Below are 12,339 nucleotides of genomic sequence, written 5' to 3' on the forward strand. Positions count from 1 at the left end.
CCCTGGAATTGATCCGGCGCCTTTTGAAGCTTCCGGCGCGCCTGTCAATCGGCCCCCCACCATAGCAGGCGCGGAGCGAGATGCTGTAACGGCGCGGCCACGTTCGTCGTCTTCGCGACGAACAGCCTCAGGTAAAATGGTAGCGCAAGAGGTTTAGGGCTTCAAGTTCGGCGGCAGCGGCGGATCCTCTCGCATCAAGGTGATGGTGACGCGGCGGTTCGCCGCCAGCGACGGATCGTCCGGGAACAGCGGCTGCGTGTCCGCCTTGCCGGAGACGGCGAAAATATGCGACGGCGGCAGGCCCTCGCGCTCGAGGATCTGGCGCACGGCGTTGGCGCGGTCAGCCGACAGGTCGAAGGCACCGTAGTCGCTGCGGGTCGGCACGAAGCCGGCCGCAGTGTGGCCGGCGATCGAGACGCGCAAGGGGGTCGCCTTGAGGGGCACCGCGAGCTTCTCGATCAGGCGGCGGGTGCGGTCGTAGGGCACCTTGGAGCCGTCAGCGAACATCGAGCGGCCGTCCTGGTCGACGATCTCGAGATTGAGGCCCTGCTTGGTCTCCTCGAACATGATGTGCTTGGACATCTCGGTCAGCTCCGGCAGGTCCTGCAAGGCCTGTCGCAGCGAGGCAGCGGCGAGCGCGAAGTTGCGGTCGACCTTGATCTTGGCGCCGGACGTCTTGTCGCGATCCTCCTGGTCCGGTGTCGGCGTGTTGGAGGCCTCCTCAGGCTGGATGTGGTCGACGTTCTTCAGCCGCGCGCGGGTCGGCAGGCCGTCGGATTCGATGATGCCGGCGTAGCGCGCTTCGCTCTGGACGCCGAAGGCCTCGCGCATGGAGCCTGCGACGATCTTCAGCTTGTTGGCGTCCTGGGTGGAGAATGCGACCAGCATCACGAAAAACGCCAGCAGCAACGCCATCAGATCCGCAAACGTCACGAACCAGCCATGGCCGCCATGTGCTTCTTCGCGTTTCTTCTTTGCCATCGGTCAGGTCCCGACGTCCGGCGTTACGCCGGAACCGGCTCGCCTTCGGCGTGGCGGTGCTTCTCGGGCAGATAGGCCAGAAGCATTTCGCGCACCAAAGTCGGGCTCTTGGAGTCGCGAATCATCAGAATGCCGTCGATGATCAGCGTGCGATTGGTTTCCTCGTCGATCAGCTTGCCATGCAGCTTATCAGCGATCGGCAGGCAGAGCAGGTTCGCGACCAACGCACCATACAGAGTTGCCAGCAGGGCGGTCGCCATGAACGGGCCGAGCTTCGAGGGATCCGACATGTTCGAAAACATCTGCACCATGCCGATCAGCGTCCCGATCATGCCGAATGCAGGCGCGCAGTCGCCGACGGCGCGGTAGATCTTGCTGCCTTCGTTGAGATGCAACAGGAAATTGTCGCGATCGCGCTCCAGATTATCCCTGATGAAATCGAGATCGTAGCCGTCGGCGACGTAGCGGATGCCCTTGGCGAGGAACGGCTCGTCGGTCTCGACCTTTTCCAGGCCGACCGGGCCCTGCTTGCGCGCGATCTCGGCGATGCGGGCGAGCTCGTCGACAAGATCATGGGCCGACAGACGGCTCATCGTGAAGGCGAACTTGGCGCCAAGCGGCAGGCCGTGCATCAGCGCCGAGAGCGGAAAGCGGATCATGGTCGCTGCGGCCGATCCTCCGAAGATGATGATCATCGCATGATCGCTGATGAACATGTGCAGATCGCCGCCGAGAAACACCATCGTCGCGATGACGATCATGCCCGCCAAGAGGCCGGCGCCCGTCATAATATCCATGGGAGTCTCCAAAGCGAACGCAACAACGGCCGTCCTGGCCGGTGGCGCGGTCCAACCCCGAACCGCATCGGAAACCCTAAAGACCCGCCCTTAAAGCCGCGTAAAGGTTAAGTTCAGCCGATGCGACGGAGCGGCGCGGTGCGCGGAAATGACGGCGGCTTTGCCGTTCTGCGACACCAATCTCAACGTTCTGCTAACCATGAATGAGGCGCGTCAGGACGACAGTCCTGTCAGCTCCAGGCTGAGCGCGCGCAGGCGCCTGCGCGCATCGGCGTCATAGGCCTGCGGATTGGCGCGCGCCTCGTTCATGCCGTTGAAGAACAGGCCGCTCTTGCCCGCGACATCGTCGCCCTGGACCAGATGCAGGATGGCAGCACCACCTTGCTCCACCGTCGACATCGGCGTGATGCCGCCGGCGCGTACCATCGTGGTGTTCATATAGGTCGCCGGATGCAACGAATTCACGGTGATGCCGACGTCCTTGAGCTCGGCCGCGAGATCGATCGTGAGCGTGATCTGCGACAGCTTGCTCTGCGCATAGGCGCGCGAGCCGCTGTAGCCCTTCGTGATCATGACGTCGTCGAAATCGATCGGATGCTGGCCGAGCGACGCGACATTGACGATGCGCGAAGGTGCTGCAGCCTTCAGCAACGGCAGCAGCAGATGGACGAGCAGAAAGCCCGAGAGATAGTTCACGGCAAAGCGCAGTTCGTGACCGTCGCGGCTCTCCTGACGCTGCGGACCGCCGTTCTGCGAGCCGATGCCGGCATTGCTGACGAAGACGTCGAGACGCTGATGATCGCGCGTCACGGCGTCGGCGAGCGCGCGCGTGCCTGCCATCGACGACAGATCGGCTTGATAGAAGGTCGGCGCAGTGTGGCCGGCCTTCACGATCTCGTCGATCAGTGATTTTGCACGCTCGACACTCCGACCATGGATCAGAACGCGTGCGCCCTCGGCGGCAAGGCGGCTTGCGACATAGCGCCCGACACCATCGGTCGAGCCTGTGATCAGAACCGTCTTGCCGCGCATGTCCATGGAGCTACTCCGAGATTAGTGGATCTCCGCCGAGCGCTTCAGCGCGGCCTTGAGCTTCTCCAGCGAGAAGTCCGGGCTGCGTGCGATCTCGAGGATCGGCGTCTCGCGGCGGCCGCAGAGTTCGGCGGCCTCGGGAAGCTTCGCGGCGATATCGAGCGGGATCACGATGGCGCCATGCTGGTCGGCGTGGATCAGATCGTCGGACTTCACGGTCATGCCGGCGACGCGCACCTCGCCGCCAAAGCTCTCCGCGTGCACCCATGCATGCGACGGGCCGATCGAGCCCGCGAGCGCCTGGAAGCCCGGGGCCCATTGCGGGATGTCGCGGATCGAGCCGTCGGTGATGACGCCGAGGCAGCCGAGCGCCTTGTGCACGTTGCTCTGCACCTCGCCCCAGAACGCGCCGTAGCCGGCGTCGGGACCGTCGATGTCCTGGATCACCGAGACGCGCGGCCCGTGGCCGGTGCCGACATATTCGTAATATTCGATGCGGCGCTTCGACTGTTCTTCGGCCGGCAGCGACGATTTCAACACCGAGCGGATTGCGACGGTGCGGGCGTAACCGACGATCGGCGGCAAATCCGGGAACGGGCAGACCAGCTGCTTGGTGGTGTAGCCGATCAGGCGGCGCTCGGGCGCCACGATCTCCATGGCGTTGCAGATCGTCGGCGTGTCGTAGCGGCCCAGCGCTTCGAGGACGGAAGCGGGCAGCGGCCCGGTCGCGGTATTGGTCACGGCGTTATCTCCCAGATTGGCGGCTGATTGACGCGATGCCGCCGTCACAGGGCGATATAGCCGAGATCGGGTCTCAACCCAACTCGGGCGCACTCATGGCAGATATCCGCGCGCGATCGCTCAGTGCAGCCGTCCGGGCCGGTCGTCGTCGTGCGGCGGCTCGGACAGGCTCGCCATTGTCGGCGCCGAGGGCGGCGACGAGACCTCGCTCCCCGCAGGGGCGATGGCTTCCATCGCACGCGCCTGGTCGCGATAGGATTTGTAGCCGAGCGGCAGGCCAAGCAGATAGAGTACCGTGCCGATCGAGAGCACGTGCCAGGGATAGGCGATCACAAGCGCGATGAAGAAGATCACCGCGACGAACGCCGGCAGCACCAGCTCCGGCGGCACGCGCATCCGCTTGGTCTTGCCGGAGAACACCGGCAGGCGCGAGACCATCAGGAAGGCAATCAGGAGCGTATAGGCCGCGGTCACCGCCGCCGGTGCGCGACCGAGATCGAGGAAGGCGACGTAGATCGGCAACAGCACGGTGATGGCGCCGGCCGGCGCGGGCACGCCGGTGAAAAAATTGGCGGCGAAAGCGGGCTTGTTCGGATCGTCCATGGTGGCGTTGAAGCGCGCGAGCCGCAAGCCGCCGGAGATCGCAAACACCATGGCGGCGATCCAGCCGGCATTGCCGAGCTCGTGCAGCTGCCAGAAGTACAGCATCAGGCCGGGGGCGACGCCGAAATTGACGAAATCGGCAAGGCTGTCGAGCTCGGCACCGAATTTGGACTGCCCCTTGATCAGGCGCGCGACGCGGCCGTCGATGCCGTCGAGCGCGGCCGCGAACACGATGGCGTAGACGGCGAGCGACATACGCCCCTCGATCGACAGCCGGATCGAGGTCAGGCCGGCGCAGATCGCCAGCAGCGTGATGACGTTGGGCACCAGCATCCGCACCGGGATCGGGCGGAACCGCCGGCGGCGAACATCGGGATCTCTGTAGTCGTAGGGCGTCATTGGCGCGTCCTCACCTGCAGGCGAGATATAGCAAGCCATTTCCCCTTCCGCCATTGCGGCGGAAGGCCCCCGACAGCGGCTTCTTGGTTAATTGGCGCGATAGGAGCGGTTCGGGTCGTCTCCGGTGAGATCGGCCAGGATGGTCTCGCCGGCGATCGCCGTCTGCCCTTCCGAGACCAGCGCCTTGGTGCCGACTGGCAGGTAGACGTCGAGCCGCGAGCCGAACCGGATCAGGCCGAACCGCTCACCGGCGCCGACCGCCTGCCCTTCCCTAACGAAGCACACGATGCGCTTGGCGATGAGGCCTGCGATCTGGATCACGCCGATACGGCCCTGCGGCGTCGAGATGACCAGCGAATTGCGCTCATTGTCCTCGCTCGCCTTGTCGAGCTCGGCATTGATGAAGAGGCCCGGCCGATAGGCGATGCGGTCCACCCTGCCCGCGATCGGACTGCGGTTCACATGGCAGTTGAACACGCTCATGAAGACCGAGACGCGCGGCAGCGGACGGTCGCCGAGCCCGAGCTCGGCCGGCGGCAGCGCCATGGTGATCATCGAGACACGGCCATCGGCCGGCGACACCACGAGCCCGTCGCGCACCGGCGTCACGCGCACCGGATCGCGGAAGAACAGCGCGCACCATACGGTGAGGATGGTGCCAATCCAGCCTAGCGGCGACCACAGCCAGAACAGGACGAGGCTTGCCAGCGCAAAGCCGCCGATGAAGGGATAGCCCTCCTTGTGGATCGGCGGGATCTGACGCTGGATCGAATCGAGAATGGACATCGCTATCTGCCGCTCAGGGGTTGATGGCGCGGGTCGTCTCGCGCACCGGGGTTGTTTAGGCCAGAGTTGGGACCGGAGACAAGCTCACTCCGCGGCCGCTTGCGCCGTGAGGGCGTCCTCGACCGCCGGCGGCTCCCGGTTGGGCGCCTCGCTGCTGTCGGCCATCCGGGCCAGTTTCTCGCGTGCAGCCTCGGCTTCGCGCTGCCTGTTCCACATGCTGGCGTAGAGACCGCCCTGCGCGAGCAGGCTGGCATGGGTACCGCGCTCGGCGATGCGGCCCTGGTCCAGCACGATGATCTCGTCGGCACCGACAATGGTCGAGAGCCGGTGGGCGATCACGAGCGAGGTGCGGTTCTTCGCCACCCGGTCGAGCGCGCCCTGGATCTCGTGTTCGGTGTGGGTGTCGAGCGCAGAGGTCGCCTCGTCCAGCACCAGGATCGGCGGCGCCTTCAACACCGTGCGCGCGATCGCGACGCGCTGCTTCTCGCCGCCCGACAGCTTCAGCCCGCGCTCGCCGACCTGGGTCTCGTAACCCATCGGCGCCATGCGAACGAAATGGTCGATCTGCGCCAGCCGCGCCGCCTCCTCGACCTCGGCATCGCCAGCGTCCCAGCGGCCGTAGCGGATGTTGTAGCGGATGGTGTCGTTGAACAGCACCGTATCCTGCGGCACCATGCCGATGGAGGCGCGCAAGCTCGCCTGCGTGACCTCGCGGATGTCCTGGCCGTCGATCAGGATCTTTCCGCCGGAGATGTCGTAGAGGCGGAACAGCAGGCGCGAAATGGTCGACTTGCCGGCGCCGGACGGGCCGACGATCGCGACCGTCTTGCCGGCCGGCACCTCGAAGCTGATGCCTTTCAGGATCGGCCGCGCCGGCTCATAGGCAAAGCGCACGTCCTCGAAGCGCACCGTGCCGGCGGAGACGACCAGCGGCTGCGCGCAGGGCTCATCCTTGATCTCGGCCTCGCGGCCGATCACGCCGAACATCTTCTCGATGTCGATGATCGCCTGCTTGATCTCGCGATAGACCATGCCCATGAAGTTCAGGGGTTGGTAGAGCTGGATCATCATGGCGTTGACCAGCACGAAATCGCCGACCGTGTTGGTGCCGTTGCGCACGCCGATCGCGCACATCAGCATGGTCGCGGTCAGGCCCAGCGTGAAGATCACGGCTTGCCCGGTATTGAGCACGGCCAACGAAGTGTAGGCGTGGACGCTCGACTCCTCGTAGCGCGCCACCGAACGGTCGTAGCGCTGCGCCTCTCGCGCCTCGGCGCTGAAATATTTCACGGTCTCATAGTTGAGCAGCGAGTCGATCGCCTTGGTGTTCGCCTCAGTGTCGGAATCGTTCATCTTGCGGCGGATGCCGATCCGCCATTCGGTCGCGACGTAGGTGTAATACATGTAGACCGTGACGGTGATCAGGGTTGCGACCACGTAGCGCCAGTCGAACTGCCACAGCAGCACGGCCAGCAGCAGCGAGACCTCGACGATGGTCGGAATCAACTGAAGGATCACCATGCGCACGATGACCTCGATGCCCTCGCGGCCGCGCTCGAGCACGCGCGTCAGGCCGCCGGTCTTGCGCTCGAGATGAAAGCGCAGCGACAGCTCGTGCATGTGGACGAAGGTGATGGTGGCGAGCTTGCGCACCGCGTGCATGGCGACGCGCGCGAAAATGCCGTCGCGCCATTGCGTCAGCACCGCCATCACGATGCGCATGACGCCGTAGCTCGCGGTCAGCAGCAATGGCGAGGCGATCACCCAGAGGTGCCAATTGTCAGGCTGCACCGGCGCGGTGTTAGCGCCAGTCAACGCATCCGTCGCCCATTTGAAGCTGAACGGCACCGTCAACGTGATCAGTTTGGCGGCGAGCAGCAGCACCATCGACCAGACCACCCGCATCTTCAGGTCGACGCGGTCGCCCGGCCAGATGTAGGGCCACAGATGCGCCAGTGTGCCTATCAGGGTGGCCCGCTCCAGCGGTCCGCCTGAGGGATCAGGCACGTCGGGGACGTCTGGCGAATGAGGTGGGCTCATCAAGAAACCTGAAGGCCCGCCGGATGCGGGCGCGTTGCGATTAACTGTTTTCGCTCGTCATATAGAAGCTTCCGGGGGCCAGCGCACCCCGCCAGATGGCGAATCTTCGATTGTTTGTCGCCATTTACCGGTAGATTTGCGGGCGGTCCGAATCACCGATTGGGCTTGACGCCCATTCGCTGCAATGCATCATGGCGCCAATGAGCACGATCAAAACCGTCTGTGTCTATTGCGGCTCCGGTCCCGGAACCAATCCCCACTTCACCGAAGGCGCCAAGGCGTTCGGCAAGGCGCTCGCCGAGAGCAACATCCGCCTGGTTTATGGCGGCGGCTCGCTTGGCCTGATGGGCTCGGTCGCGACCTCCGTGCTCGATCACGGCGGCACCGTCACTGGCATCATTCCCGAATTCCTGCGAAAGCGCGAGAATGCGCTGACCCGCGTGCAGGAAATGATCGTCACCCCCGACATGCACGAGCGCAAGCGGCTGATGTTCGAGCGCTCCGACGCCTTCGTGGCGCTGCCGGGCGGCGTCGGCACGCTGGAGGAGCTGGTCGAGCAGCTGACCTGGAAGCAACTCGGCCGTCACGCCAAGCCGGTGCTGCTCGCCAATTTCGACAATTTCTGGGAGCCGCTGTTCTCGCTGCTGTCGCATATGCGCCAGACCGAGTTCATCCGCGCCGGCCTCTCGGTCGATATCCTCAAGGCCGATCGCGTCGAGGACATCTTGCCGAAGCTGAAGGCCGCCGTGGCCCAGCTCGCCGAGGCGGAAAAGCAGCTCGCCCCGGAAGTGGCGCGCAAGCTTTAAGCCTCACTCGCTCGGAAACGTCACCGCCTCGATCCGGTTGCCGTCGGGATCAAGGACGAAGGCTGCGTAGTAGCGCACGCGGTCGTGCGGGCGAATGTCCGGCGCGCCATCCGATGCGCCGCCTGTCGCAAGCGCGGCAGCGTGGAATGCATCGACATCGGCCGTTGTCTTCGCCCGCAGGCAGATGTGCACGCCGCTCTCCGGCGGCACAGGCGGCATGGCCTCGCGCAGATTGATCCAGAACTCGGGATAGGCCTTGCCGAAGCCGACCGTGCGCGGCCGCGTGACAAGGCAGGTGAGGCCGAGGGCGGCGAGCGTGGCTTCATAGAACTTTGCGGAGCGTTCGAGCTCGCTGACGCCAACGGAGATGTGGTCGATCATTGCTAGCGCTCCCCTCTCTCCTCGTCATTGCGAGCGAAGCGAAGCAATCCAGAGTCTTTCCGCGGTGACAGTCTGGATTGCTTCGCTACGCTCGCAATGACGGCGTTTGTAGCGCCGCCGCGCCCTACGCCGGCGCGCCCGACTTCACGAGCTTGTAGATCACCGAATCCATCAGCGCCTGGAACGAAGCGTCGATGATGTTCGGGGATACGCCGACCGTGGTCCAGCGATCGCCGTTCTCGTCCTCGCTCTCGATCAGGACGCGCGTGACCGCGCCGGTGCCGCCGTTGAGGATACGCACGCGGTAGTCGATCAGCGTCAGGCCCTCGATGTACTTCTGATACTTGCCGAGGTCCTTGCGCAGGGCGACGTCGAGCGCATTGACAGGGCCGTTGCCCTCGGCTGCCGAGATCAGATGCTCGCCTGCAACGTCGACCTTCACCACGGCCAAGGCGACCGTGACGCGCTCACCAAGCGCGTTGTAGCGCTGCTCGACATTGACATCGAACTGCTCGACCTCGAAATATTGCGGCACTTTTCCGAGCGTGCGGCGCGCCAGCAGATCGAACGAGGCGTTGGCGGATTCATAGGCGTAGCCGGCAGCCTCCCGCTCTTTCAGTTCCTCGACCAGTCGCGTCAGCTTCGGATCTCGCTTCTCGTAAGCGATACCGGCGCGGTCGAGCTCGGCCATGACGTTGGAGCGGCCGGCCTGGTCGGACACCAGCACCTTGCGGTGATTGCCGACGGTCTCCGGCAACACATGCTCGTAGGTCTGCGGATCCTTCATCACGGCGGAGGCGTGAATGCCGGTCTTGGTGACGAAGGCGCTCTCGCCGACATAGGCGGCATGGCGATTGGGCACGCGGTTGAGCATGTCGTCGAGCGTGCGCGAGACTTTGACGAGCGTCGCCAATTTCTCCGGCGTGACCGAGATATCGAAGGCGTCGGCGAATTCCCGCTTCAGCTTCAAGGTCGGAATCAGCGAGCAGAGGTTGGCGTTGCCGCAGCGCTCGCCGAGTCCGTTCAGCGTGCCCTGGATCTGCCGCGCCCCGGCGCGCACCGCGGCGAGCGAATTCGCCACCGCCTGCTCGGTGTCGTTATGGGCGTGGATGCCGAGATGGTCGCCGGGGATGTGCTTGGTCACCTCGGTGACGATCGCCTCGATCTCGTTCGGCATGGTGCCGCCATTGGTGTCGCACAACACCACCCAGCGCGCGCCGGCCTCATAGGCGGCCCTGGCGCAGGCGAGTGCGAAGGTCGAATCTTCCTTGTAGCCGTCGAAAAAGTGCTCGCAGTCGAGCATGACCTCGCGGCCGGCGGCCTTTGCCGCTGCGACGCTGTCGCGGATCGAGGCAAGATTTTCCTCTTTCGTCGTCTCCAGCGCGACGCGTACCTGATACGCCGAGGACTTTGCCACGAAGCAGATCGCGTCCGCCTTCGCGTCCAGGAGCCCGGCGACGCCGGGGTCATTGGAGACCGAGCGGCCTGCCCGCCGCGTCATGCCGAAGGCGGTGAAGCGCGCATGGTTCAGCTTCGGCTTGCTGCCGAAAAATTCGGTGTCGAGCGGATTGGCGCCGGGATAACCGCCCTCGACATAGTCGATGCCGAGCTCGTCGAGCATCGCCGCGATCACCTGCTTGTCGGTCAGCGTGAAGTCGACGCCGTTGGTCTGCGCACCGTCGCGCAGCGTGGTGTCGAACAGATACAGACGCTCCTTGCTCATTGCAGCGCTCCCGATGCGGGTCCGGTGCCGAACGTTTTCTGCATGGTGGTGTTGGCGAGCCACTCGTCGTTGACGGTGATGCTATTGCGCTGCATGGCGATATAACCGCGCTTGGCGAAGAAGCCTTCCGCTGTATCGCTGGCGTCGACCGTCAATTTTTCCGCGCCACGGCCGCCGGCGAGCTTTTCCAGCGCGTCGACCAGCATGGTCGCGATGCCCTGCCGTCCCACGGCTGGATGAACGTAGAGCATACGGATGTGATCCTTGCCGCGCAGCGAGGCGAAGCCGACGGGCGAGCCATCCAGCGTCGCGATCAGCGTCAGGTCGGCCGCCAGCCGCTTGCCGAACTCCTCGTCCTCCGCCGCCGCCATCCAGGCTTCCTGCTGCGCCTCGCTGTAGTCGTCGCCGGTCAGCTCCTGGATGCTGGCGGCGAAGATCGCGGCCAGCATCGGAACGTCATCAGGCAAAAACGGCCGCAAGCCGGGTTTGGGATGCGCTTGTGCCATCACGCGAGCTCCCAGGTCGTCACCGGCTTGCCGTCGGAATCCTTGCCGTCTTTTAAGACTATTCCTTCGGCCGCAAGCTGATCGCGAATGCGATCCGACTCCCTAAAGTCTTTTCGCGCCCGCGCAGCCGTGCGCTCCGCGATCAGGCGATCGATCTCGCCGGCATCGATGCCACTCGCCTGGCGCTTGCGGCCCTCCCATTGCGCCACACTCTCGGACAGGAAGCCGAGCAGACGCAGCGACGCGGAAAGACCGGCCGCATCAGACGAATTGCGCAGACCATGCAGCGCCGCGATCGCCTGCGGCGTATTGAGGTCGTCGAGCAGGGCTTCGACCACGGACGCCGCCGGCTTTGACGGCGCGACGTCAGCGGCAAAGCGATACCAATCGTTGAGCGTCTTGGCGCTCTCCTCCAGCGACTTCATGGTCCAGTCGATCGGCGAGGTGTAGTGCGTCTTCAGCATGTTGAGGCGCAGCACCTCACCCGGCCAGTCCGCGAGCAGCTCGTGGATGGTGATGAAGTTGCCGAGGCTCTTCGACATCTTCTCGCTCTCGACCTGCAGAAAGCCGTTGTGCATCCAATAGTTCGCCATGCGCTGCTGGTGGAAGGCGCAGCAGGTCTGGGCGACCTCGTTCTCGTGATGCGGAAACACGAGATCGATACCGCCGCCATGGATGTCGAACTGCTCGCCGAGATGCTTCCAGGCCATGGCCGAGCATTCGATGTGCCAGCCCGGACGTCCCTGCGCGGCGATGCCGGCCGGCGACGGCCAGGACGGCTCGCCGGGCTTGGACGGCTTCCACAGCACGAAGTCGGTCGAATCCTTTTTGTAGGGCGCGACCTCGACGCGCGCGCCGGCGATCATTTCGTCAAGCGACCGCTTCGACAGCGCGCCATAGCGCGGCAGCGTGGAATTGGCCGCGTTCATCGCCTGCGGCGAGAACAGCACGTGGTCCTCGGCAGCGTAGGCAAAGCCGCCGGCAATGAGCCTTTCGATGATCTCGCGCATCTCGCCGATATGCTCGGTCGCGCGCGGCTCGACGCTCGGCCGGAGCGCGCCGAGCGCATCGACGTCGGCGTGAAACTGCTTGCCGGTCTGCTCGGTGACCTTGCGGATCGCCTCGTTCAGCGGCAAGCCGGGAAAATCCCGCGCGGCGCGATCGTTGATCTTGTCGTCGACGTCGGTGATGTTGCGGACATACTTCACGTGCGCCTCGCCATAGAGATGGCGGAGCAGCCGAAACAGCACGTCGAACACGATCACCGGCCGCGCATTGCCGATATGGGCGAAGTCGTAGACGGTCGGTCCGCAGACATACATGCGGACGTTCTTGGGATCGATCGGCTCAAACGGCCGCTTCGTCCTCGTCATCGTATCGTAAAGACGCAATTCCATATGGATACCCGTCGGCTGTTGGCCGGGCGTCCAGTGCTCTCAATGGTTTTGAGAAAAGACGGCTCCAGCCAGCGAATCGCTAGCTCGTAATCTCGCGGCAAATAATGCAGATGGCGAGGAGACCGTTCATGCGGCGACATATGGGCC

General features: G+C 64.6%; 11 protein-coding genes and 1 pseudogene. 1 reads left to right on the forward strand and 11 read right to left on the reverse strand.

Going from position 1 to position 12,339, the window contains the following annotated elements; translation table 11 throughout:
* Positions 1–153 precede the first annotated feature (153 nt).
* The 7 genes and pseudogenes from ABIC09_RS13080 to ABIC09_RS13110 all read right to left on the reverse strand — a co-directional run bounded on the left by ABIC09_RS13080 (position 154) and on the right by ABIC09_RS13110 (position 7,379).
* Positions 154–981, reverse strand: a complete 828-nt coding sequence (locus ABIC09_RS13080) for an OmpA/MotB family protein (RefSeq protein ID WP_148753132.1) — start codon at positions 979–981, stop codon at positions 154–156.
* Between the two features lie 23 nt (positions 982–1,004).
* A complete protein-coding gene (locus ABIC09_RS13085; RefSeq protein ID WP_148753133.1) occupies positions 1,005–1,778 on the reverse strand; it encodes a motility protein A in 774 nt (257 codons plus the stop codon).
* Positions 1,779–1,991: 213 nt separating this feature from the next.
* A complete protein-coding gene (locus tag ABIC09_RS13090) occupies positions 1,992–2,816 on the reverse strand; it encodes an SDR family NAD(P)-dependent oxidoreductase (RefSeq protein ID WP_354109511.1) in 825 nt (274 codons plus the stop codon).
* Positions 2,817–2,831: 15 nt separating this feature from the next.
* Entirely contained in the window at positions 2,832–3,551 is a 720-nt protein-coding gene (locus ABIC09_RS13095) for an RraA family protein (RefSeq protein ID WP_187435058.1), read from the reverse strand.
* Between the two features lie 120 nt (positions 3,552–3,671).
* A complete protein-coding gene (locus ABIC09_RS13100) occupies positions 3,672–4,553 on the reverse strand; it encodes a CDP-alcohol phosphatidyltransferase family protein (RefSeq protein ID WP_148753181.1) in 882 nt (293 codons plus the stop codon).
* A gap of 87 nt (positions 4,554–4,640) precedes the next feature.
* Positions 4,641–5,366, reverse strand: a pseudogene (locus ABIC09_RS13105) (phosphatidylserine decarboxylase); the annotation flags it as partial.
* A gap of 57 nt (positions 5,367–5,423) precedes the next feature.
* Positions 5,424–7,379 (reverse strand): ABCB family ABC transporter ATP-binding protein/permease, encoded by a 1,956-nt coding sequence (locus ABIC09_RS13110; protein ID WP_354109512.1) that lies wholly within the window; start codon positions 7,377–7,379, stop codon positions 5,424–5,426.
* 200 nt (positions 7,380–7,579) lie between these two features.
* Between ABIC09_RS13110 and ABIC09_RS13115 the strand changes: the two genes are divergently transcribed.
* Positions 7,580–8,185, forward strand: coding sequence for an LOG family protein (locus ABIC09_RS13115; RefSeq protein WP_187435059.1), 606 nt, complete (start codon positions 7,580–7,582; stop codon positions 8,183–8,185).
* Between the two features lie 3 nt (positions 8,186–8,188).
* Here ABIC09_RS13115 and ABIC09_RS13120 read toward each other — a convergent pair whose 3' ends face one another.
* The 4 genes from ABIC09_RS13120 to cysS form a co-directional block, all read right to left on the reverse strand.
* A complete protein-coding gene (locus ABIC09_RS13120; RefSeq protein ID WP_354109513.1) occupies positions 8,189–8,566 on the reverse strand; it encodes a VOC family protein in 378 nt (125 codons plus the stop codon).
* A 124-nt stretch (positions 8,567–8,690) separates the two neighbouring features.
* Positions 8,691–10,289 (reverse strand): citramalate synthase, encoded by a 1,599-nt coding sequence (cimA, locus tag ABIC09_RS13125; protein ID WP_354109514.1) that lies wholly within the window; start codon positions 10,287–10,289, stop codon positions 8,691–8,693.
* Positions 10,286–10,795 (reverse strand): GNAT family N-acetyltransferase, encoded by a 510-nt coding sequence (locus tag ABIC09_RS13130; RefSeq protein ID WP_354085373.1) that lies wholly within the window; start codon positions 10,793–10,795, stop codon positions 10,286–10,288. The genes cimA and ABIC09_RS13130 overlap by 4 nt, the downstream gene beginning before the upstream one ends.
* Positions 10,795–12,192: a cysteine--tRNA ligase gene (gene cysS / locus ABIC09_RS13135; RefSeq protein WP_354109515.1), complete on the reverse strand. Its 1,398-nt coding sequence runs from the start codon at positions 12,190–12,192 to the stop codon at positions 10,795–10,797. The genes ABIC09_RS13130 and cysS overlap by 1 nt, the downstream gene beginning before the upstream one ends.
* Positions 12,193–12,339 lie beyond the last annotated feature (147 nt).

The sequence above is a fragment of the Bradyrhizobium sp. S3.12.5 genome (assembly GCF_040548225.1).
GTDB lineage: Bacteria > Pseudomonadota > Alphaproteobacteria > Rhizobiales > Xanthobacteraceae > Bradyrhizobium > Bradyrhizobium cytisi.

What these genes read in the sequence shown, in the direction of transcription:
- ABIC09_RS13080 (WP_148753132.1), bottom strand. Translation starts at nt 981, where the DNA reads ATGGCAAAGAAGAAACGCGAAGAAGCACATGGCGGCCATGGCTGGTTC.
- ABIC09_RS13085 (WP_148753133.1), bottom strand. Translation starts at nt 1,778, where the DNA reads ATGGATATTATGACGGGCGCCGGCCTCTTGGCGGGCATGATCGTCATC.
- ABIC09_RS13090 (WP_354109511.1), bottom strand. Translation starts at nt 2,816, where the DNA reads ATGGACATGCGCGGCAAGACGGTTCTGATCACAGGCTCGACCGATGGT.
- ABIC09_RS13100 (WP_148753181.1), bottom strand. Translation starts at nt 4,553, where the DNA reads ATGACGCCCTACGACTACAGAGATCCCGATGTTCGCCGCCGGCGGTTC.
- ABIC09_RS13110 (WP_354109512.1), bottom strand. Translation starts at nt 7,379, where the DNA reads ATGAGCCCACCTCATTCGCCAGACGTCCCCGACGTGCCTGATCCCTCA.
- ABIC09_RS13115 (WP_187435059.1), top strand. Translation starts at nt 7,580, where the DNA reads ATGAGCACGATCAAAACCGTCTGTGTCTATTGCGGCTCCGGTCCCGGA.
- ABIC09_RS13120 (WP_354109513.1), bottom strand. Translation starts at nt 8,566, where the DNA reads ATGATCGACCACATCTCCGTTGGCGTCAGCGAGCTCGAACGCTCCGCA.
- cimA (WP_354109514.1), bottom strand. Translation starts at nt 10,289, where the DNA reads ATGAGCAAGGAGCGTCTGTATCTGTTCGACACCACGCTGCGCGACGGT.
- ABIC09_RS13130 (WP_354085373.1), bottom strand. Translation starts at nt 10,795, where the DNA reads ATGGCACAAGCGCATCCCAAACCCGGCTTGCGGCCGTTTTTGCCTGAT.
- cysS (WP_354109515.1), bottom strand. Translation starts at nt 12,192, where the DNA reads ATGGAATTGCGTCTTTACGATACGATGACGAGGACGAAGCGGCCGTTT.